Source organism: Bremerella sp. JC817, from assembly GCF_040718835.1.
GTDB lineage: Bacteria > Planctomycetota > Planctomycetia > Pirellulales > Pirellulaceae > Bremerella.
The window spans coordinates 931,948-954,212 of sequence record NZ_JBFEFG010000274.1; the positions used below are offsets into that span (position 1 = coordinate 931,948).

Consider the following 22,265-nt stretch of genomic DNA (forward strand, 5'->3'; position numbering starts at 1 on the left):
CAGCCTGTCTCACAAATTCGCATGCAGAACGAAACGCCAATAGCTGGGGACACCTATGGCAGACGAACAGCAGGATCTGACGAACGAAATCGCCGACGCGGCCAACAAGCCGCGGCAGGTGACGGTTGACGGCGTGACGGTGCAAGGACATTCGATTCCTGATCTGGTCGCGGCAGACAAGTACCTGAGCCAGAAGAAGGCCATCAAGAAACGGGGATTCTTTTCGGCACGTCAAATGGTTCCACCTGGTACGGCCGGTTAATCATCACGAAAGCTAGGGGCAGCTTCCCGTGGTAGTCACCAACGACAAATCGCGAGTTGAGATCTTAGGAGCGGACGGCAATCCGATCCGCCGAGAGATGCAGCGTGACCGCCTGGCTTCTCAGTATCGTCAGCTGCGTGCCCGTTACGATGCGGCCGTAACCGACAATCTGAACAGGAACCATTGGGCCAACGCCGATCTGCTTTCGGCCCGGGCCGCGACGAATCCAAATGTTCGTCGTCGGGTACGTTCTCGAGCTCGGTATGAATGTCTCGAGAACAACAGCTTCGCCCGAGGCATGATTCTCACGATGTCCAACGACGTGGTCGGCACCGGCCCGAATCTTCGCGTCGAACATTCTAACCGCCCAGCCGCGCAGAAGCTGGAAGCGAACTTTCGCCGCTGGATGCGTCGCGTACAACTGGCCTCTACTCTTCGAACTGCGATCAGCAGCACGGTAGTCGATGGCGAGATCTACGGCGTCGCGGCTACGAATCCCAATGTTCGCAACAACGTCCAGCTGGACGTGAAGCTGCTGGAGGCGGATTACTGCACCGATACCGAGTTCTGGCAGACCGATCGCCGCGAAGACGGGATCGAATACGACGCAGCAGGCTACCCGGTGGCATACCACTTCCTGGAACACCACCCAGGCGACACGTATCCCAACGGCCAGCTCTTCAAGACCAAGCGTCTGGAAGCCGACCAGGTGATGCACTACTTCCGGAAAGACCGCCCAGGCCAACGCCGGGGGATTTCCTGGATTGTTTCCGCGTTGCCTTTGTTCGCTCTTTTGCGACGCTACACGCTGGCAACTTGCCATGCAGCCGAAACGGCCTCGAACTTCGCGGGCGTCATGTTCTCCAAGCCGGACGCTGTCGATGGCCCCGAGGAAGTGGAAGCTGGGGACCTGATCGAGTTGACCATGCGGATGATGGTCACCTTGCCACAAGGCTGGGAACTGAAGCAGTTGGAAGCCACCCAGCCAACCACCACATACAAGATGTTCCGCGACGCGGTGCTTTGCGAAATCGCCCGCTGTCTCAATATGCCGTTCAACAATGGCGATCAAGAGGCCTTTTTTTATGAAACAACGCATTCGAACGAGTCTACGTTCAATTTGCGCCAAGCAAGTCCAATAGCGAACTAGAAAGCCAAGGGAGAAACAAAGCCAATGCCCAACCATCAAGCAACTAACTCACCAGTGCCCCAAGACGACGCCGATGTCGATGTTTCTGACTTTCCCCAGGAAGTGGCGGCAGCTTGGGCGAATGTTGTACTGGATTTATTCCACCGTGGTGTCCGGAAATCTGATGGCCAGGACCAGGGGGACAAGTTGGCCTCGAAGCTTAAAAAGGCCGGGTAATATTGACCTTCCTTAGCCTGGTTTTCAACCCGAAACGGCCAGACACAGAAAGAAACAAAGTCCCGATTTTCGACCGTTCCCGTCGGGGTTGCCAAAATATCAGCCCCGGAAGAACCTAACCCCGGGGGGCCTGGATCGAGTTTGTGGCGACCGATCAGGTCGCAAAGAACGATTGCAGTTGTGTGACAACCTTGGTCGGTGGTTCGGCGATATCGACCGTCCGGACTTCGATGCGTGGACCATCCATATTCTCAATGTGATAGGTCGCCAAGTGGCCTGGCGGCATCATCGCACAAGGATACAGCAGGATCACTCGCGGACAGGCAAACTCTTTCGCGTAGGCATACATTTGGTACATATCCGCCTGCGATACCTTGTCGTGCGGTTTGGACGGATCGAGCAGCTTCCACTTGGTATCTACCAGGCAAATAAGTCTCCCTTTCTCGTGAACGCCGATGTCAGGCCTCAAACTAAATTGACCTTTACCCTCCCGCTGCAGCAGATGCTCTCCGCCCATCTGAGCAGTGACTCGGCACAAGTCTGAGCCAATCGCACGTTTCATCAGGCCGGCGATATATCGCTCGAAGACAGCGTTCATGTCAAACATCAGGCTGAAAGTCGACGTCGCCGCGGTGCGATCTGGCGACTCTCCCAGAATCAGGCTCTTGCCCAGGCTCAGTATCGATGAAAATCGCTCGTTTTGCCGATCCGTATTGATCAACGCCAGTTGTTGCGGGCTGAAGCGAACATCGCTCACTTCGTCAAACTCCATCAGCAGTGAAAGAGCCTCTTGCCCGATCGAGTGCTGCATCGCATAGCGACGACACACGTTGGTCGCCAGTTTCAACGTCTGGGAAAGGGGCACATCGACCGTGAAGGAGTCGCACCGCGTATAGAAACGCTCGGCGTGGGCTACGTTCCGGCGCACATGTTCTGCGAAGAGCAACTTGCCCTTGAGACAGCTTCGGTTAGCATCGACTTTCCGATAGTTGGCCACCCGGCCTCTTCGCCACTCGGTCGTCAGGTGCCTTAGATAGACCAACATGAATATATCTAACAGTGTGCCTGCCCGACTGGCTTGCGGGGCGATGTCGACTTCCCGAAATGGAATCATCTGGGCGACAGTCAGCATTTCAATCAGCCGCCGCCGAGTCTGGTCGTTGCTCAGGTCCGTTTTTGGCAGTACCTCGATGGCTCGGTTGCCGAGTGATATCGTGCCCGCAAAATTACTCGCCTTGATGGCGTGTCGGCCAATCTCAAACACCTTCTGCCCGGTCTGTCGCTGCAGATGCTCAAGCTTGGCAGCGTCGCGACCGGTGACCATTTTGGCCGCAGGGTTCCACTCCGGACCGATCCGGGCAGTCTCGTGCTCTCGCAGCGTCAGTACATTCGCAACCTTCACAGCAAACCTCAGCGATAGATCTTGCGGAAGCTCTCTGGCGATAGTTCTTCGGCTATCGCGTAAGAACGCTGATCCTGATAGTTATCGCTGGTCACCCCCAGTACCTTGCTGGCGACCTGGACTTGGTGCCCGACGATCGCGGCCGGATGGCACTTGGCGCGGCCATCTTGTTCGTTGCCATCCACCAGGTCCCCTAGCACTAACTGCACTTTCTCCCAATCGCCGTAGAAATACTCGTGCAGCAGCGGAACGATCTTCTCCAGAAAGACGGTCTGCAGTTCGTCGAACGTTCGTACTTTCATCAAGTAAGAGTGCCCGATCGTATGGTCGCGGTCATAAAGAAACTCGATGCGCTGATTCATCCGGTCGAGCATCAGGTCGAGATGAATCGGACCATCCTCCGTTTCTATCGGCGCGACACGCGTGAGCAGGCTCGGGTCGGGCATGACCTCTTCAAACGAAAACCGGCGACGCAATGCTAAATCCAGCAAGGCGATGCTGCGGTCGGCGGTGTTCATCGTGCCAATCAGGTACAGATTATCCGGCACGCCGAACAGGGGTTCGCTGGGCAGCATCGTATGGGTGTAAGGAAGCTTGACACGCACCCCGTCGATCCATTCGCTAGTCTTCTCATCAAACCGCATTCGCTTGTCAGGCTCAATCAGCGTGATCAACTCACCAAACACGTTCGAGATATTCGTCCGGTTAATTTCGTCGATGAACAAGGCATAGCTGTTGCCTGGGTCGTCCATCGCCCGCTTGACCATTCGCCGGAAGATGCCTGGCTGGACGCAGTAAGCAACCTCGCCAGCGGCATCGCTTTCGGTCTCGTCCATCACCACCGGCTTGATCCCCTCGACAAAGTCTTCGTAACTATACGACTGGTGGAAGGTGACGAAATCGTATCGCCGGACAACGCTTGGCTGCGGGGTGTAGTCTCGAATTCTGGCCGCCAACTCCTTAAGCTCCTCCAGGCAGTCGTCCGCCTCATCATGAAGCCGCCAGCGGGTTTGCTTCTCCTTCCAGAACAAGGGAGGTTCACTGTATTTTTGAGCCTGGACCAGTTCGCAATCGGGGTGACTGTACCTGCGGAGTACATTCCCAACCTTCTGCGTGATCGACGTCTTTCCGTCATTTGCCCCTGCTCGGGCAACTACCGGGTCCATCCTGGCAATCTCGGCTACCTTGGCCGTGCCACCATGCAGCAGAAGCGCCAAGGCGATCGCCTCATGCCAGGTCAGCTTGCCACATTGCTCCTCAATAAACGCTTCTTTCGTCAGTTCGACCTGCTCGTCCTGGAAGCGTGGAATCAGCTCTTTCAATATGCGGTACGTCTTCCCGGTACCTGGCGGGCCTGCCAGGATCAGGTTCAGCGGCAGTTCCTCTGGCGTTTCGCCGGTCGCCGGGTCGGCCTGCGGCTTCTTATCCGAGGCTGCCGGCGTGACCGGAGCCTTGCGGCTTTGACTGGCCACGACGAAGGCGAAGCTTTGGAGGTCGATGTTGTCCGTCACGTTCCAGTCGGCAAGTTCGTGCCGAAGCTGTTGGCAGATGTCCAAGACCCGTGCGTAGGTTTCGACCGTCAGCGGTTTGCCGGTCCCCAGCTTTTTCTCGCCGATCAACCCCAGGAAACGATCGAACTCCTGCGTCTTGATGTAGTAATGCTCGCCGGGATTCCACAGGAAGAGAAAATAGGTCGAGATCAGTTTCGTATGCGCCGCCGGGCAAGGCCTTTGCTGAAGCCAGTCGAGCAGCGTGCCCAGTGGGGTCTGCCAGTCGCCCGCGTCGCTCCCCCGCAAGGTCTCCAGAATCAGTTCCAGCAGCATAAAAAAGTCGCCTGGCTCGACCAGCAGCTTCTCTTCGATGTACTGTTTGCCGCGCCAGTCGAGAAACTGCGTCCACGCATACGCCTCAAACAGCTTCTGCTTCGCCTCGGCGTCGGTCGTTACCTTGGCTTCGCCCTGGACGTACGGCCCCCACACCTCCCGCAACTTCCGCGCGGCTTCTCGCTTGTATTGAATCTCTTCCCGGGCAAAATCTTCTGGCGGGTGGTCGAAGCTTTGGAAGTCGGGAACATAGCCCAGAAACAACTGCCGGGCCGCCTGAAGTTTTGCCGGGTCCATGGTGAGGAACTCCCAAGGGAAGGTTCAGTGGTCTATCGCTGGAAAGCTGGGGCCCGTGCCTGCAGAGTGAACAGGGTCACGACGATTGCCCTTCCGGTTGTTTCCGTTTTCGCCGCACAGGCTTCTTGGCTTTCTTGCCGGCAGCTTCCCGCTGCTCGCGAATGCGGTCTAGCAATACTGAGGCAGGTTCGTCGTTGGGGTCTTGCGGGACGAGTTCACCGCGGAAGGCCTTGGCTAGGATGGATTGATCTAGACGGACCAGTTCCTTCTCAGAGAAGCTTTGATGCTGCTCAACGTTGTCTATCAGTTCCATGCCTTCCTGAATAGCGATAGCGATTCTCGCTTGTTCTAGGCTCGACGGTACTGGAACAGGAAATCGCTTGACTTCACCAACATTGATATGCGGTGAGGCGGCCCCTTGTATCTTACTTTTGACTCGGTCTAGAAAGACGTATGGGCTATTAAGCCAATTCATGACGAATGACGCTGTGATTTCCAATGTTGGTCGCATCACCATCATTCTTTGTCCTAAGCAAAGCTGGGTGTCATCAGGTATTTGACAAGCAATGCCTAAGATTCCGCCTTCTCGGCTGTAAAGAATATCGCCAGGCTCAGGCGTAAGCCTAGCTACTCGCTCTTCAAAGGTTTTCTCGGATACAAAACGCGCGTTGGTCAGATCGAGTCTTCCTGGTCGAAACTCTGTGGTACGAACACACAGCTTGCCAGAATCCGTCCACTTGGGAGTTGAGTGAGGACAATCGACGATATTCGTACACAGTTCTTCCATGGCTCCCCAGCACCAACCCTCAGGCAGTTCCGGCAACTCCGAATCATCCACCGGTTCCGGCTCTTGATACTTCTCCTTCCAACCCTTGGGCGGCTTTTTGCCTTTGGCTTCGTACTTGGCCAGTTCGGCTTGTTCCCATCGCTCGCGGCGTTCTTGGCGGATGCGGGCCAGAAGCTGGCTGGCGGGTTCAACGTCGGGGTTTTCGGCTCGCCAGTCGGCGGTCAGGTCACCGCGGAACGCCGCGGCCAGCAGGCTTTGGCGGAACTGCTCCAGCAGCGGTCCCACCTCCGAAAGCGCCTCCCGAGCCTTCCGGCTCCGCTCCTGCAGGGCTTCGATCTTGGCGACGATGCGACGTTGTTCTTTTGTTGGCGCTATTGGGATTTCAAATCCCTTCATACGAGAAGCGGACAATTCTTTAAAGGTTGTCCCGCTAGATATAGACTCGGCATACTCCTTCGAAGCAAGCAGATAATGCCTGACAAACTCTGGAATTAAGTCATCTCCCAATACCAAATTCTTGAAACCTTGGTTGGTCGCAATTGGGTTTTCAGCGATTGCGCAATAGCCAATTGGGGCACGCGAAGTATACAAGACGGTTCCCTTGGGTAGGACCTTAGCGCTAGATTTCGCTAGGCCAACCTCGGATAGGCTTCGCTTTCCCCTCGCAATATAGGCATCCTGATATCCGGTTAGATCGGCCGGAGTGATCCAAGGGGTCCCTTGGGAGGTGAAGTTGTTATCGTCTTTTGATGGTGGTGTTCCACCGCCAACGACTTCCGCAATCTCACCAGCATTCGTCCACTTCCAGCTATCCGGAATATCCCAGCGAATCATTCGCTTATCTCTCCACCTTCAAGAATCGCGGTGAGCGCATCCATCTCTTCCATCGCCGTCTGCAGTCGTTCGCGAATCATTGCCGCAATCTCTTCCGGTCCCGGCAATTCCTCATGGTTTCCGGCGTCCTCGTCTTTCAACCAGTTAATGTCGAGGTTATCGCCTCGCTTGGCAATCTGCTCGCGGGTGAAGCAGCGGAAGCGGCCTTCTTCGCCTTGGTCGGTTCGTTTGCTGGTGCCGTCGGGCTTTTTGCCGTAGCACTTCTCGAACTCGACGAAGTGGGCGTGCGTGAGGGGAGTTCGTTTGCCGAAGGCAGGCATGTTGGCTCGCAGGTCGTAGACCCAGACCTGCTTGGTGTTGCCGTCGTCGGTCTTGCCGCGGGTGAAGAAGAGGACGTTTGTCTTGACTCCCTGGGCGTAGAAGATGCCGGTGGGGAGCCGCAGGATGGTGTGCAGGTGGCACTTCTCCATCAGGTCGGCCCGGATCCGGGTGCCGGTTCCTTCCTCGAACAGCACGTTATCCGGCAGGACCACCGCGGCCCGGCCGCCGGGCTTGAGCGTGCGGTAGATATGCTGCAGGAAGGCAAGCTGCTTGTTGCCGGTGACGAAGGTGAAATCGTCCCGCGTCGGCTTTCCGCCACCCCGCTTGGTACCGAAGGGAGGATTGGTGAGCACGACATCCGCCTTGGGCAGGCCGGCCCCTTGCGGCGAAAGGGTATCCCCCAGCACCAGGTCGCTATCGATCCCGTGTAGCATGGCGTTCATCAGCAGCAGGCGGTGGGTATCAGGCACCAGCTCGACCCCGACAAACGCCTGGCGACGCTGAAAGTCTTGCAGCTTCTGCGGCAGGTCGAACAGGTCGTCGGTCTGGGCCTTGATATAGCGATCGGCCTGAACGAGAAAGCCCCCGGTCCCGGCGGCGGGGTCCTGAACGATCTCGCCAGCCTGAGGCTTGAGACAGTTGACCATGCACTCGATCAGCGGCCGGGGCGTGAAGTACTGCCCGGCCCCCGACTTCTTCTCGCTGGCGTTACGCTCGAGCAGCCCTTCGTAAAGATCACCCAGCCCTTCTTCCCGAGCCGAGTACCAATCGAGTTTATCGATATCAGTCACGATGCGGGCCAGGTTTTTCGGCTGACGCAGGGCCGTATTGGCGTCATGAAACACGGCCTGCACGCGGCCGGAACCTTCATTCCCCAAATGCACGAGCAGGGCCCGGTAAAACGCCAGCTGATCAACCCCATCGAGCTTCACTAGGTCGTCCCAGCGGTACCCCTTAGGCAGCATCGACTCCTGGCTGGTCTCTTTCATCATCTTGAGAAAGAGGAGGTAGGTGAGCTCGGTGACGTACTCGTGATAGGTGATGCCGTCGTCGCGGAGGACGTGGCAGAGGTTCCAGAGCTTGGCGACGATGTCTTGGGTGTTCATCAATACTCAATAACAATTAGGTGCCTGTTCCCGTTCCGGTTTCTCCGTATATCGGGCCACGTCGCTGAGTGCGTCTTCCGATCCGGTCGAGGTATTCCTGTGCACGATTGTCGTTTGCTTCAAGGGCTTGCCGAAAATAGCTTTCGGCGGTCGAATACTCTCCGACGGCATAATAGCAAATACCCAGATGAAAAAGGATTCCTCCTGATTTATCGTCGTCCGCTTCTTCCAGCAGGAGATTCCAAATACTGATGGATTCGTACAACTTACCAAGCTTCATTAGCGAAAGTGCCAGGACCTTGCGTTCGCCGAAATCTTTTGGCTTTTGAAGGCGATTGACAACCTTCACGTATTTGCCTTCTTGGTAGAGTTGCCACCAATCTTGTGATTGAAGGCTCGAATCCGAAGGATCAATTGTCTCCGACTTCGTCGCGTCACGAACGATCGTCTGTTTCGACTTCGCTCCGCGAAATGCCTTGACCAACTTTCTTAGTTCTCGCTCTAGACTTCCCGAAAGATCCAAGCGATCGTAGTTGGAAATCAACAAGTCAGCGTTGTCTGAAAACATCTTGCATACCTCAAGCTTCGGATTGAGAATCCTAGCTCGTTGTCCGTCGACCGTGGGAACCGCCAATGGTTCGGGGTAGAGGTTGCGGACGAGAACGGTTGCATTCTTTTCTGCGAAACAAACAATCGATGGAGCGTCGGCTTCCTTGCCATCCTCTGTCGCACTCTTATTTTTTTGTTTGAATTGGTGCCAGCCATACGCGAATCCAAGTTCATAGATTACGTTTGGCCGCAATCCATCCAGCAAGCAAAGCACTAAATCCGCGTCAAAAATCTCACGATGAAGGTTTTCACGAAGTGTCAGCCCTGGCGTAAATACCTTCTCGTCGACTCTTACCTCAAATCCCTCGTCGCCAAGTACTCGTTCCATGATTCGGATGACGTCATTGATGTATTCAACGCCATCCATGATCGGTGGATATAGCGATGCGGACGGACTATGCCAAGGACGCACTAGAAAAATCTTGTACTCTTTCTCTGCATATGAACTAATGCGAGCCATTACTGCTCTCCTCTTGATGCGTCACGTTGCCGACTCCCATATCTTATCCGCAATCTGCCGAAGTACGTTTTGCAACGCACCATTAAAGATTTTATTCAACCTCTCAAGCCCACCCTGCTGCTTAAACTGCCCGGCATCCAGGGCCTCGCGGTCGACGATCACTTCCTGTTCGAGTTGCTTTCCAATTCGCTCAAGCCACTTCCGCTGAGGTGGCGTCCAGGGCTGGCTTTCCATGATTTGTTTCATAGCGGCTTGAACGCGTTCTTTGTGGGCCACCAGGGGCTGGCCGCAGGCGACGTGGCGGATGTAGCCGATGATGGTGGCGGCGATGTCCTGGTTGGTGGTTTCGCGCCAGGCTGTGCGGAGGTTGGCTTCGGTGAAGCCTGCCTCGTCGAGGGCCAGGCGAAGTTCACGAAGCTGAGTTCGGGTCAGGTCGCGGGGACGCTGCGTCACGATCAGCAGCGCCGGCAGGTCGTCGAGGTGCTGGGTGACGTAGTCGCGGAACGCTTCGAGGTAGTCTTCCGGCTTCTTCGCCGTGCCATAGCCCCGTTCAACGCTGCGGAGTTCGTCTTCGTGATCGGAAACCACGAACCGGGTCCCGCCCCGGCGAACGTCGTCCAAAATGGTACCGGTGCTTTTGCGTTCGCGGAACCAGTCGGCCAGCGATTTGGGGGATGAATTTTTCAGGTGGTCGATCAGTTCGCGCTGGCTCATCCCGGTGGCCGCTTCCAGGCGTTCCTTTTGGCTGTCGGAGAGCTTCTTACGCTGCAGCTTGGCGATGAGCTGGTCTTTGACCTGGGCCTGGTACGCCTCATCGTCGATCGTGCACAGTTCTTCCACCAACTGCTCGAACGAGATGCTGGGCTGGGTGACGACCGGCTTCATCTGGCTGACCTGCTGAAGGCCCGAGTAGAGATCGACCGCATCGAAAATCTGGAACCGCTGTTTGTCATCGCCGGGGGCGTACAGGTCGGCGCAAAGCCGGGTGGCCCGGCCGAGCATCTGCTCGAACAGGATGCGGCTCTTAACGCGACGGAGGAACACTAGGTTGCAGATCGCCGGGACATCGATCCCGGTGGTGAGCAGGTCGACCGTGACAACGATATTGGGCCGCTGCTCGTTCTTGTACCGGCGAATGAGCTGCAGTGGTTTGTCGGAGCTGCCGGTGATTTTCATGATGGTGTCATCGTAAATCGGCCCGTAGGCCTCGGCGAACGTTTCCTTCAAGATTCGAACGACCATATCGGCATGCAGGTCGTTGACGCAGAAGACAAGCGTCTTGCCGGGAAGCGTGGGATCGATGTGGTCGGTCAGGGCTTTGCAAACTTCGCGGTTGAAGTTCTCGGTAAGGACCTGCCGATTGAAGGCGTCGACCTCGAAGTTGACCTCGTCAGGCGTGTTGAACAGTTCCAACTGGTTGGTCTGCGAGTCGATGATCTTCATCTCCTCGCCTTTGTTCCAGAGGATGCCGTCTTGGGAAAGCTTCGTGCGAATCTGGTAAGGGGGCTCGTGATCGACCAGCCAGCCATCGATCACGGCCTGGCGGTACGAGTATTGATAGATGGGAGGGCCGAAGATCTCGGTGGTGTGCAGGGCCGGGGTGGCGGTCAGGCCGATGCGGACGGCGTCGAAATGATCGATCACGCGGCGATACTTCGAGATGTATTCCGCTTCGCTGCGAAACTCAAGCTCGGAATCGCTCATTTCCTGATCGAGATTGTAGCCGCGGTGACATTCATCGATGACGATGCAGTCGTACCAGTCGACCGGCACCGGCGGGGAGTTTTCATCGGGATAGAGCAGCCGCTTGACCATGCCCTGGACGGTGGCAATGTGCAGCTTGGTCTCGGTATCGGGCCGCAGGTCGCCCAGTTGCTTCACGTCGTAGATATCGGAGAACGACTGATAGTTTTCCAGCCGCAGGTCTTGCAGGGCATCGCCGGTCTGGTGCCCCAGGGCACTCCGATCGACCAGGAACAGCACACGGCGGAAACGGCCTGCCTTGATCAACCGGTAGATGAGGCCGATGCAGGTCCGCGTCTTGCCGGTGCCGGTCGCCATAGCGACGAGCATCTCGCGTCCCCCTTCCCGTATGCGTTTTTCGACGGCACGGATGGCTTCGGCCTGGTAGTCACGCAGGGGAAGGTAATCGATCGACTCCGTCTCCAGGCGATGCTCGGCGGATTCGATATCCTGGGCGAGCATCTGCGTGAGGCCTTCGGGCGTGTACCAGGCCTCCAAGGCACGCGGATGGTTATAGGTCTTGCGGGCGTCCTGAAACCAGATGCCGCTCAGCTCTTGAATCTGCCGAAGGTACGGGCGTCCGTTCGTCGAGAAAAGGAACGGGACCTGGCATGTTTCCCAGGGGCCGCCGTTGGGCTCTTGCGATGGTTCGCCGCGAAAGCCTTGGCTGTAACGCTTCGCCTGGACGATCGCACTGGCGCAGTTTTTATTGGAACGCTTGGCTTCGATCACCGCCACTGGCTTCAAGCCAGCGAACAGGCAGTAGTCGGCCGGACCATTCTGGGTGGGCCACTCGGCGATTGCCAGGTTGCGGCCTTTGACAGGCCGGGCACCGGCGGAGTGGCGAAGGGAATCGGTATCGGCTTCCCAGCCTGCGGCACGAAGCTGTGAATCGATGAGGCGACGCGTGGTGACTTCGTCCAGATCGACTTGTTCGGCCTGTTGATGGGCAGCCTGAACGACCGCTTCCTGTTCGGCAGGCGGCTTGGCGGCAGCGGCGACCTGAATCGCTTCCAGCTTCTTTTGAAACGCCTTTTCCTGCTCGACAAGAAGTTGCTCGGTCTCTGCGGCCAGTTCCAGAGCGGCGGCCTGCTGCTGGTATGCCTGCTCCACGCGAAGCTCTGCTTCCTGGAGCCGTTTGGCGTGCTCCTCGGCCGTGGCGATCGCCCCTTGGGACTGCTCCTGCGATTGGACGAGCATTTCGCGCAGGCGAGCCAGTTCCTGCGTGAGTTCCTGCTCGGCCAGGACCGGATCCGGAGGAGGCACAAACGCGGGACGCTTGAAATTGCGATCGCGACCGAAACTGGCCTGAAACCATACGGCCAGTTTGTGAGCCATCCGTAGCTGATGGAGGGCCTCGCGCCGATCGCCGGCAGGAGTATGGGCGGCCGAGTTGCCAGCGAGCCGAAGGCCGTCGAATAGCTGCTTGACCTCACTGGTAATCACCCGACCATCGCGAAGCATTCCGACGATTTGCGAGAAAGGGTCCCGCTCGGTCACAGCGAAAGCAGAATAGGCCGCGGCTTGCCTGGCCAGGTTCTCGCCGAACAACCGCAGCTTGAACAAGGCCGCATTGGCATCGTCAAAGACGTACCTCTCCGCAAAAGCTGCGGTCCGAACCAGCATCGAATCGTGCTCTGCAAGGAAGGCAAAGTTGGGTGAATGCGAGAGAGGTGGGTTCATTCCAAGGCTAAAGACGGGCATTTCGAATGAAAAGAAGTCCGAGCAGATCGAGAGAAACAGCCCGGGCCAACCCGTCCCCCTCGATAGCAGGCCTATCTAGATTAGCAGACGGGACAGTGCCGCTCAAGAATTGACAAGAATGGGCAGGTAAGTAAATCGAATGTCGGGAGATTCACGAGCGACATCGATGCCCTGGGCCAGAACAACAGCCCGATCGAGGTGATGGGGATCGACGAACTGAAAGTGTTCGCCACCGAGCTTGTCACCAAAGTTCGCGGTAGCGGAGCGATCCAGTGGCAACAAAAACTTGCATTCGCAGTTCAGTCACTCACTCAGTTTCAGCCTATTGAGCATAGCTCCATTTATCGATCCATAGCACCATGCAGCCAAACCTTGCCTAGCGATCCGGATTATCATGCGTTTTGTTTGAACTCATCGCTGTAGGTGGGGAGTTTTCTCTTCGCTTGTTCTTCCACTGTTCGGACCTCCTTCAGGAAACATTATCCCGGCCCTGGCCACTGTCCGAAAGTCGTGGGCTATCGCAGGAGTATCGTTTACGTTGACGTGGAGACAGGTGCGCACGAAATCAAAGGAATGGGGATCGTGGAGTTCGTGATTTCGATTCTAGAAGAATCTAGTCCACTGCCCCCAGGCGTAATTAAGAAAGGCGAAATGGCAGGGCCGCACACATTCGGACCATAAGATGGATTGATGTAGCGTCGACGAAACTATACCCCTCAGGCCGAATAGATTCCGAATCAAGTTCCCACTCTAGTCAACGTCGGAAATCACGGCTTGAAAGCGGTACACGCGTTCTGGCGACGGCAAGTAACTCGAGATCATTTTTTCCTCGCCGGAACCCTGGTAGCAAGACCGGCGACCAAGCAGCCGATTGAGCAAATCCCGCTCGGCGTGTATGTCCACTCCCTCACCGCCGCAGAACGCACCGAGTTCGGCTTCGACGCCAGTTGGGTCTCTGGGATTGACGCGGAAGATCACCGCACCGTCCGCTTGCAGCTGGAAAAGTCCGGCGGCGGTCGGGTTCAGATTCAGTTGCTCCGCGACGTCGCTTGGGTAGAAGCCGCAGGCTGCGTCGTCGGCGAGACAATCTTCCTCAACATGCCGGAATTGGGGGCGGAAGGAATCGCCGACGTGCTGGCGATCGAACCTTGCCCGCCGCTGGAAACGCTGCCGGCCGATTGCAACCCCAGTCAGTACCGCCTTGTCACCGGCACGATTCAACATGAATCAGGCGAAACGCTTGATCTCAAACTAACGAGCGAACCAGCCCCAATCGGCGTCACCCCCTCCCACCCCATCTGGTCGGTCGACCAACAAGACTGGATCAACGCCGCCGACCTAAAACCAGGCGAAACCGTCAAAACCTTGACCGGCACGTCTAAAGTCGAAACAATTAGCGAAAGGGAAGCCGCTGAACCGGTTTACAATATTGAGGTCGAGGGGGACCATGTTTACCGAATAGGCGACAGCGGCGTGCTGGTGCACAATGCGTCATCAAAGGAGTGTGGCCTCTTTGGGGAACGTTTTGGAGCAGTACCGAAATATACGACCGAAGCAGCTGGCAATTCTGGCAAAAGTCGAACGACGCTAATGCAAGCCAGACTAACTAAGGATCGAATCAAGAACGGCGAGGAACCGAAGGTTTATCCACCTGGCTGGCCTGATGGTATCAATCTTCCGGGTTTGACGAGAATTGCGCGAGGGCACATACTTGTTAACAATCTAGGCGGCAAAGGGAGATGCCCGAAACCTTGTTCCGATTTGTCAAGTGACAACCAATTTAGACATGTGGAACAAAGCGGAAAAATTGGTAAGAGACAGAGTTAGAGACGACGGATATACCGTAGATTATGAAGTGCAGCTCACCTATTTGAAAGCGAACCCTCACACACGGCGATTGCGCCATGATGGGTTGTCTGCGATACTGAGGCAATGGCGGTCAGGTGATTTCGTGACGGAGGTTGTTGCGGCCTGATTGGGTATTCTCAGGTGCCTTTCTCATGTCGTCACGTTCGCCCATTTCTCTGCAAGAGTGCTTTGCCAATTTGACCGATCCGCGGACTCGTAAGGTGACTTATCCGTTAACCAACATCGTGACTATCGCGCTGTGTGCGGTGATGACTGGGGCGGATGATTTTGTGGCCATCGCCGACTGGGCCGAGATGAAGAGAGAGTGGCTGGGGAAGTTTCTCGATTTGAGTTCCGGCATCCCTTCGCACGATCGCTTTAACGCCATCTTTGCTTCGCTGAATCCGGCTGAGTTTGAGAAGTGTTTGCTGACTTGGATCACCGCCTTGCACGAAATCACCAACGGGCAGATCATCGCGATTGACGGCAAGACGCTGCGGCGAAGCTTCGACAAGGCCAGCAGCAAGGCGGCCATTCACATGGTCAGTGCCTGGGCAACTGCCAACCACGTGAGTCTCGGCCAGGTAGTAACCGACGCGAAGAGCAACGAGATCACCGCGATTCCCAAACTGCTCGAAATTGTCGAGATTTCCGGCAGTTTGGTGACGATTGACGCTCAAGGTTGCCAACAGGACATCGCTCAGAAGATTGTCGACCAGGGGGCCGATTATTGCCTGGCCGTGAAGCGCAATCAGCCGACGCTGCATGATTCGATCGAAGCATTTTTCGTCACGCAGCAAGAGAACAATTTCAAGCGAGCCTAAGTGCATCGACATGAAACGCACGAGAAAGGACATGGCCGCGAGGAGTTGCGATCTTATTACATCTGCCCAGTGAACGACGAGATCATCGCGCGAGATCGTTGGTCAAACTTGAGGGCAATCGGGATGACGATCAATATCGTCCGGCAGAATTGCAAAGAGACGAGCGAGGTGCGATATTACATCCTGAGCAAGTACCTCTCAGGCAAGCGTTTCGCCGAGGCCGTTCGCGGTCATTGGGGCATTGAAAACAGCCTGCACTGGCAACTGGATGTGACGTTCGGTGAAGACCAATCTCGCAGCCGCAAAGGTCACGCCAACACCAATTTCAGCCTGCTGAGAAGAACGAGCCTGAGCCTGCTGAAGAACAACAAAACCGCAAAGGTCGGGGTGAAGAACAAACGACTAAAATGCGGCTGGGGCGATGACTACCGCATGGAAGTCCTGATGGGACGGTGAGTTATGGTGCAATCGCCGTGAACCCTCACATTCCGCAGCAAATTACCATTTCGGCCAAGGGTTGGAAGTGTGGGATCAATAATTGCTGGGATTTGCCTTCTTCGCCCGTTCTGATTAATCAGATCTTTGATCTATCAAAGTGCCCCTTAACGAAGAATCCGTAATATGACTGCTGAGCTAAAATCTTTTTCGAAGCTCGTGGTTCCTCCTAGCGAGCCAATGTATACAAACGAAGACTGGCAGCAGGTGGAGCGCAGCTTGGGAATTGAACTGCCGAAGGACTACAAGCAATTCATTTCTGTCTATGGCTCAGGTACGTTGCAGTCGTTTCTGCATATTCTGAACTATTCGGATCCACGGATACCGGCCCAACAAATCACGGACACGATCTTTTCGCAACTTAAATCGGTACCAAGAGGCGGATAAGTGCGATGACTTCAATGCCTATCCTGACAAGGGAGGGCTATTTCCGTTTGCGAGCACCGATGATGGCAATTACCTGTTTTGGAAAATGGATGGCTATGCCGACAACTGGGGAGTGGCCGCATATGACTTTACATCCGGATCAATTCTGTACGCGAAACAAGTCGGGATGGTAAAATGCCTGCCAAAGCTGGTGCAAAAGGATAATCCATTTGGCGATCGATTTTGCAATATTGAGAACTTCGATCCTCCCTGCATTTTCAAGCCATGGTCGGGTGAGTGATTACGCTAATACTTGCTTGACTTAGGCTATGTCATGAGTATTATTCCTAGGCTTTCTAAAATCGGGTCGCTTATCGCCTTGGCTAGGAACGAAGTTCGTTAAAGTTGCTGGGGCACTTCAGCGTATCAATTAATAAAGCGCTCACTGCAGGTGAAGAAGTCGCGGCGCATTGCCGACACGTATCGCGGACGACGCAATCTATTGCCAACGATGACCGCGGCCCGACGGAACCCCAGAATCAAAACGTATGACAACCGCCAAGTCGCCGAGGGCAACTGCAGATTAGTTGCTCTCGTCGCTTGGATGCGATAGCTGGCTTGTATCACGGCAAAAGAAGGAATTGGGCTAAAAGGCCAACGACGGCCCGACTCGCAAGACTGTCGCTACCAGATCTTGCGAAAGATCCATTAAGCAAGATGCAGCTCGCTATGCTTTGTCTTTGGTGGCGGGATGGATGGCCGCATTACAGATAGTAGGTCGAAACATTAATCGGCGAAGGAGTGAAATAATGCGACAGCTGGCTTTTTATCTTGCCGTTATCATCTCGGTCGGCTGTCACTACCAAGCGAACATGGAACCACAGGGAGTTGCCAAAATGACGAAGCCGGAGGAAACGACGGATTTAAGTTCGCATGGCTTGCCATTACTGATGGATTTACCCAAGAATTCTGAGTTTCGCGTGCCTGGTCAAGCCGACCTGGAAATTGTCAGCGGCCAGCAATTCCAACTCATCATCGCCAACGGGCATTTCGATTTGGCGGAGGTGAAGGAACGGCAGACCGGTCCGAAGTCTTTTGTCGAATACCTCGATACGGAGATCGATGAGCCGAATCGGTTCGTAGTGCATGGCCGGGTGGCCTGCCCCAATTTTCTGTACCAGGCGTTATGAAAGATCGGACTGGGAAACAGGTAACGATTCAATGGGATCGCTGTGCCGCTGGAACGCAGGGAGCGCAGCGACTGAAGTGGAAGCGGCACAGCGACGCGCGAACTCGGCCGGGGTCAGGTAGCCCAGACTGCTGTGCGGGCGTCGCTCGTTGAAATCTTCTCGCCCACGCCCGAGCCTTGATCCTGGCGTCCTCCTCGTTCAGCAGATCGGTCTGGTGCAGGTACTCGTCGCGAAGGCGGCTGTTGAAACTTTCGCACAAGCCGTTTTGCCAGGGCGAGCCGGGTTCGATGTAGAGCACTTCCACACCGATCAGGAGCAGCCAGGTCTTGATCGCGCACCAACTTCAAAATTCGTTTGGTGAGACGAGCGTCTTCGTCCTTCGGCTTCCCCTCAAACCGCTGGCTCGATCGGGGCTGATCAAGCACGCGACAGGCCCGCCGCTCGGAGACCGAATAGTTCTCCTGAAGCTGCTTGACCGCATCGCGGCGTGACTGAGGGGTGGTCAGTTTCCCTTGGCGATCTCCTTCAGCATCGAGATGTCGAGCGCCTGGTCGGCGATAATCCGCTTCAGCCGGTTGTTCTCTTCTTCGAGCGACTTGAGGCGTTTCGCCTCTTCGCTCTTCATGCCGCCGTACTGCGTTCGCCAGCGGCTGAGCGTCGCCTCGCTCACCTCCAACGCCTGCAACACTTCGCCGACGCTCTTGCCCGCCGCCAACATGGCGTCCGCGTCCCGCAACTTCTTGATGATCTGCTCGGCCGAATGCCGACGTCGCTTCTTGCTCATGAAAAATCCTTCGCCAGAATTTTGGCTCTGGATCTTTCATAACGAATGGATCAGGATTTGGGGAGCACTCCAACAGGAACAATCGCTGCCGGTTCTGCAAGAATTCAAAACGTGGCTCGCCGAGCAGCGCGAGAAGGTGTTGCCGAAAAGCCCGATCGGCCAAGCGGCCGCCTACACGTTCAATCAATGGAACGCCTTGCAGCGTTACTGCGATTCAGGCGAACTAAAAATCGACAACAACGCCGCCGAGCGGATCATGCGTCCGGTGGCGATCGGCAGAAAGAACTGGCTGTTCGTCGCCAGCCGAACCGGCGGCGAGCGGGCCGCGGTCTTGATGAGCGTCGTGCAAAGTTGCAAACGGAATCATGTCGAACCGTGGGCCTACCTGCGCGACGCCTTCGCGCGTCTGCCCAAACTGGGCGACGCCCCGACCAGCGAAAACCTCGACCAGTTTCTGCCCCACCGTTGGCTAAAAGCCAACCCGAACCACGCCTGGCACATTCAACAACTGCGTCAGCAAAACCCCTAAGCCCCGGCCCGATGAGCCAAGTCAAACCCGCCACAACGTGCGGTTGGCCGGACGGGTACCTTGTGGAGCCATCTTCCTCGGCCATCGCGCCAGACGATCAAGAATCATCTTGCTGCCTTGCTGCGCCAGCATGCAACTCGCATCAAAAATGGAAAGTAAGCCCACGATGAGCGATAAAATCGAATCCCGACATCGTCAACGCAAGGCGATTCTCTACGTGCGGCAATCGTCCAGCTTTCAGGTACAGCACAATGAAGAGAGCCGCAAGCTTCAGTATGCCATGCAGCAGCGATTATATGAATTGGGCTGGGAGCAGGTCGAGGTCATCGACGAAGACCTGGGACGCAGCGCCGCTGGTGGCGTGGTCCGCAGTGGTTTTGAACGAATGGTCGCAGACGTGTGCTTGGGCAATGTCGGAGCCGTGGCAGCGCGAGAAGTGTCGCGATTTGCCCGGAACAGTCGCAAATGGCAGAAGTTGGTTGAGTTCTGTCGCGTCGTCGATACGCTATTAATTGATCAAGAGACCGTTTACGCGCCGAGACAAAGCAACGACTGCCTGCTCTTCGGCTTCAAAGGGAGCTTGAACGAATACGAACTCGATCTGTTGCGTCAGCGGTCGGTTGAAGCTCGCTATGAAAAGGCAAAACGTGGTGAGTTGATCGTATCGGCTCCAGTGGGTTACTTAAAGACGGGAACGGTACGGGCCGGTGGCGTGCGATTGGAAAAAGATCCCAACGCCCGAGTCCGTGAAGCGATCGAACTGGTATTTTCCAAATGTTTCGAGCTAGGCAGTGTGCGGCAGGCTTTGATGTGGTGGATCGAGCAAGGCTTACAGTTCCCAGTACGCAATGATCAGGGAGAGTTGGCCTGGAAACGTCCGACTTATTCGATGTTTTATCACCTGGTGACTCATCCGGCATACGGCGGGGCGTATGCCTACGGTCGCACGAATCACAAGCCTCACTATCGAGACGGTAGCTTGTCGCGCAAGTCGCGGCGAAAACCGCTAGATGAGTGGATCGCTTTGATTCCCGATCATCACGAAGGTTATCTTGCCTGGGATGACTTTCAACGCCTGCAAGAGATCATCAAATCGAACAACCTGCACCAAGGGAAAGGGGCTGCCCGTGGCGGATCGGCACTCCTGGCTGGCTTGCTGCATCGTCGTTGCTGTGCCCGTAAACTCGTGGTCACCTACACGGGAACCTATCACGACGCGCCGCGTTATTGCTGTTACCGTGGCCACTTGGATAATGGGGAGAAGAAATGCATTTCACTTGGCGGCGTGCCCGTGGATCGCGCCGTATTACAACAGATTTGCCATGTCCTGGCACCTGCCGCAATTGAGGCTTCCGTGCTCGCCCATCAACAACAGTCCGAACAACGTGACGAAGTGCTGCGTGCCCTAGAACGTGACCTGGAGTCAGCACGCTACGAAGCCACACGGGCTCAACGTCAATTTGATGCGGTTGATCCTGACAATCGCTTGGTTGCCGAAGAATTAGAACGGCGTTGGAACGCGGCGCTTACTCGGATAGGCGATATCGCAATTCGCATCCGCCAGCATCATCAACAACACTAAGCAAGCGAAGAGGTAAACGCCGACGAATTCGCTCAGCTGACTGCCGATATCGACACCGTTTGGAACAATCCCGAGGCTGATATCCGCGTGAAAAAACGTATCCTACGTACGTTAATCGAGGACATAATCGTCGACATCGATACGGACTCTCACGAAGTCGTGCTGACGATCCACTGGGTCGGAGGAATCCATACCGAGTTACGAGTGCCCCGCCGTCGTCGCGGAAAGGCTGCCGCTTCAGCCAGCAACTCCTTCAGTCGCTGGTTCTCTACTTGCAGCTCACGCAGCCGCTTCGCTTCGTCCGACTTCATCCCGCCGAACTGCTTCTTCCACCGCATCCAGGTCGCCTCGCTGATCGCGAGGGCCTGATACACTTCGGCCGAAGACTTACCGGCCGCCAGCATGGCTTCGCCCTCTTGCAGGGCCTTCACGATCTGCTCAGGACTACGTCGTTTACGCATCTTGTTCATCAGAGTCTCCTTGGCCTGAATTGGCCTCTAGACTCTCATAACACATGGACCAGTTTTTGGGGAGCACGCCACGCCCTGATGCTGGTCGCGGCCCGGTTACGACACATCGCCGGCACAATGTGAGGCACGCGGCGTTACATGGATATGGACCGGCTCGACGAACCAGAGGAGGCAGGAGAAGATTTAAAGTGAAAATCTTTTTTGCCGCGCGCGGCAAAAAAGATTCCAGAGCCAGGCTGGAAATCGAATGTGCGCAACTTGACGGACGGTACCCACTTCTCACGCTAAGCCGGATTCAGCGAAGCAAAAATGGCGTTGAAACGATCGTGCGAAGGGATGCCGGAACTCAAATCGAGAGACTTTCCCCGCCACTCCTTCTTCATCTCGGCCCAGTCAGCAATGGCCACGAAATCATCCGCACCACTCATCACCGCACACAGCGCGATAGTCACGATGTTGGTTAACGGATAAATCACGTTGCGAGTCCGCGGATCGGTCAAATCGGCAAAGTACTCTTGCAGAGAAATGGGCGAAAGTGACGACATGAGAAAGGCGTCTGAGAACACCCGATCAGGCCGCAACGACCTCCGTCACAAAAACGCCTGACTGCCATTGCCTCAGTATCGCAGATGACCCATCATAGCGTGATCGCTTACAGACTGAAGCAACTCGATTCACAATCATGTCAATGGTTTCAATGAAAGACAAATGGTGAGCCTAAGTTGCCCCACTATATCGCGGGCAGAAACTGCCGAATCGCTAAATCATCCACGCTCCTTATCTTCTCCGTTTTTTCTTTTCTCCGCTATTGTGCCCATTGAAAACGTTGTTTCTTCGGCCCGCCGTTTCGCATCAGTTCTGCGAGTGCTTCTTCGTACGGGATTGATTCTTTTACACCGTGGAAGATAACTTTGCCGAATTGGTCTTCGATAATGATCTCACCCCAGATTGTCGTGTGGTCTTTGTTGAAGTCGAGTTGATCGAACTGAGCTTGCGAAATTCCTATGGTGGCGTGCCCGATCGCTTTTGGTGGATATCGGAACGGACTCACCGGGCCTGCTGATCCTAAGATTGCGTGACGGGGAGACTTGAAGGTCATCACCATGAAATAGTTATGGTCCGGATCTCGCGGGTAATCGATAACCATTTTTCCCGCGCAGAGCCCGGGGGCGTCGAGGTCCCATTCGACCTTGACCTCGTCCATCATCTCAATAACGTAACCAGGAGCTGCGTAACGAGTATACGACTTGGGCTCCTGCCATACACAATAAGCGGCGAAGACAGATACGAGCGTGACCGCGACGACAAGTGCCCGGAGCGAAAAGCGTCGCGGTAACGAGATCATTATCGGGCGCTCCAAGGGGAATGAGAAGACTGGAGGATAGATAAAAATACTGTAGTAGACGGAGGTTGTTGTTGCCAGTGTCCTGTCCCGTTAATTTGCAGTAGTCGAGACTTCACCT

General features: G+C 55.7%; 14 protein-coding genes and 4 pseudogenes. 8 read left to right on the top strand and 10 right to left on the bottom strand.

The features are described from left to right. Window positions 1–55: 55 nt before the first annotated feature. Window positions 56–262, top strand: coding sequence for a hypothetical protein (locus AB1L30_RS18010; protein ID WP_367014792.1), 207 nt, complete (start codon window positions 56–58; stop codon window positions 260–262). Window positions 263–290: 28 nt separating this feature from the next. Further along, a complete protein-coding gene (locus tag AB1L30_RS18015; protein ID WP_367014793.1) occupies window positions 291–1,412 on the top strand; it encodes a phage portal protein in 1,122 nt (373 codons plus the stop codon). A 370-nt stretch (window positions 1,413–1,782) separates the two neighbouring features. Here the strand turns inward: AB1L30_RS18015 and AB1L30_RS18020 are convergent, their stop codons facing one another. The 6 genes from AB1L30_RS18020 to hsdR all read right to left on the bottom strand — a co-directional run bounded on the left by AB1L30_RS18020 (window position 1,783) and on the right by hsdR (window position 12,714). Further along, complete coding sequence (locus AB1L30_RS18020) at window positions 1,783–3,030, bottom strand: hypothetical protein (protein ID WP_367014794.1); 1,248 nt, start codon at window positions 3,028–3,030, stop codon at window positions 1,783–1,785. A gap of 8 nt (window positions 3,031–3,038) precedes the next feature. After that, window positions 3,039–5,150 carry an AAA family ATPase gene (locus tag AB1L30_RS18025; RefSeq protein WP_367014795.1) on the bottom strand — a complete coding sequence of 704 codons (2,112 nt, stop codon included), beginning with the start codon at window positions 5,148–5,150 and terminating at the stop codon, window positions 3,039–3,041. Window positions 5,151–5,226: 76 nt separating this feature from the next. Then, the gene (locus AB1L30_RS18030) at window positions 5,227–6,771 is read right to left on the bottom strand and encodes a restriction endonuclease subunit S (RefSeq protein ID WP_367014796.1); all 1,545 of its coding nucleotides are present in this window, start codon (window positions 6,769–6,771) and stop codon (window positions 5,227–5,229) included. Next, window positions 6,768–8,198 (bottom strand): N-6 DNA methylase, encoded by a 1,431-nt coding sequence (locus tag AB1L30_RS18035; protein ID WP_367014797.1) that lies wholly within the window; start codon window positions 8,196–8,198, stop codon window positions 6,768–6,770. The genes AB1L30_RS18030 and AB1L30_RS18035 overlap by 4 nt, the downstream gene beginning before the upstream one ends. 16 nt (window positions 8,199–8,214) lie before the next feature. Then, the gene (locus AB1L30_RS18040; RefSeq protein WP_367014798.1) at window positions 8,215–9,267 is read right to left on the bottom strand and encodes a tetratricopeptide repeat protein; all 1,053 of its coding nucleotides are present in this window, start codon (window positions 9,265–9,267) and stop codon (window positions 8,215–8,217) included. 21 nt (window positions 9,268–9,288) lie between these two features. After that, entirely contained in the window at window positions 9,289–12,714 is a 3,426-nt protein-coding gene (gene hsdR / locus AB1L30_RS18045; RefSeq protein ID WP_367014799.1) for a type I restriction-modification system endonuclease, read from the bottom strand. Window positions 12,715–13,488: 774 nt separating this feature from the next. Between hsdR and AB1L30_RS18050 the strand changes: the two genes are divergently transcribed. From AB1L30_RS18050 to AB1L30_RS18065, 4 genes and pseudogenes are all read left to right on the top strand, one after another. Further along, on the top strand, window positions 13,489–14,541 hold the full coding sequence (locus AB1L30_RS18050) for a Hint domain-containing protein (protein WP_367014800.1): 1,053 nt from the start codon (window positions 13,489–13,491) through the stop codon (window positions 14,539–14,541). Between the two features lie 173 nt (window positions 14,542–14,714). Further along, window positions 14,715–15,842: pseudogene (locus AB1L30_RS18055) on the top strand (ISAs1 family transposase). A gap of 165 nt (window positions 15,843–16,007) precedes the next feature. Then, the gene (locus tag AB1L30_RS18060) at window positions 16,008–16,268 is read left to right on the top strand and encodes an SMI1/KNR4 family protein (protein ID WP_367014801.1); all 261 of its coding nucleotides are present in this window, start codon (window positions 16,008–16,010) and stop codon (window positions 16,266–16,268) included. 788 nt (window positions 16,269–17,056) lie between these two features. Further along, window positions 17,057–17,437 carry a hypothetical protein gene (locus AB1L30_RS18065; protein ID WP_367014802.1) on the top strand — a complete coding sequence of 127 codons (381 nt, stop codon included), beginning with the start codon at window positions 17,057–17,059 and terminating at the stop codon, window positions 17,435–17,437. 96 nt (window positions 17,438–17,533) lie between these two features. Here the strand turns inward: AB1L30_RS18065 and AB1L30_RS18070 are convergent. Continuing rightward, window positions 17,534–18,221: pseudogene (locus AB1L30_RS18070) on the bottom strand (integrase core domain-containing protein); the annotation flags it as partial. A 64-nt stretch (window positions 18,222–18,285) separates the two neighbouring features. Between AB1L30_RS18070 and AB1L30_RS18075 the strand changes: the two are divergent. Further along, a pseudogene (locus AB1L30_RS18075) lies at window positions 18,286–18,750 on the top strand (transposase); the annotation flags it as partial. Window positions 18,751–18,916: 166 nt separating this feature from the next. Further along, window positions 18,917–20,332 carry a recombinase family protein gene (locus AB1L30_RS18080; RefSeq protein ID WP_367014803.1) on the top strand — a complete coding sequence of 472 codons (1,416 nt, stop codon included), beginning with the start codon at window positions 18,917–18,919 and terminating at the stop codon, window positions 20,330–20,332. A 149-nt stretch (window positions 20,333–20,481) separates the two neighbouring features. Here the strand turns inward: AB1L30_RS18080 and AB1L30_RS18085 are convergent, their stop codons facing one another. From AB1L30_RS18085 to AB1L30_RS18095, 3 genes and pseudogenes are all read right to left on the bottom strand, one after another. Continuing rightward, complete coding sequence (locus AB1L30_RS18085; protein ID WP_367014804.1) at window positions 20,482–20,802, bottom strand: transposase; 321 nt, start codon at window positions 20,800–20,802, stop codon at window positions 20,482–20,484. A gap of 287 nt (window positions 20,803–21,089) precedes the next feature. Continuing rightward, window positions 21,090–21,347 (bottom strand): annotated as a pseudogene (locus tag AB1L30_RS18090) (transposase family protein); the annotation flags it as partial. A 260-nt stretch (window positions 21,348–21,607) separates the two neighbouring features. Next, a complete protein-coding gene (locus AB1L30_RS18095) occupies window positions 21,608–22,147 on the bottom strand; it encodes a hypothetical protein (RefSeq protein ID WP_367014805.1) in 540 nt (179 codons plus the stop codon). Window positions 22,148–22,265 lie beyond the last annotated feature (118 nt).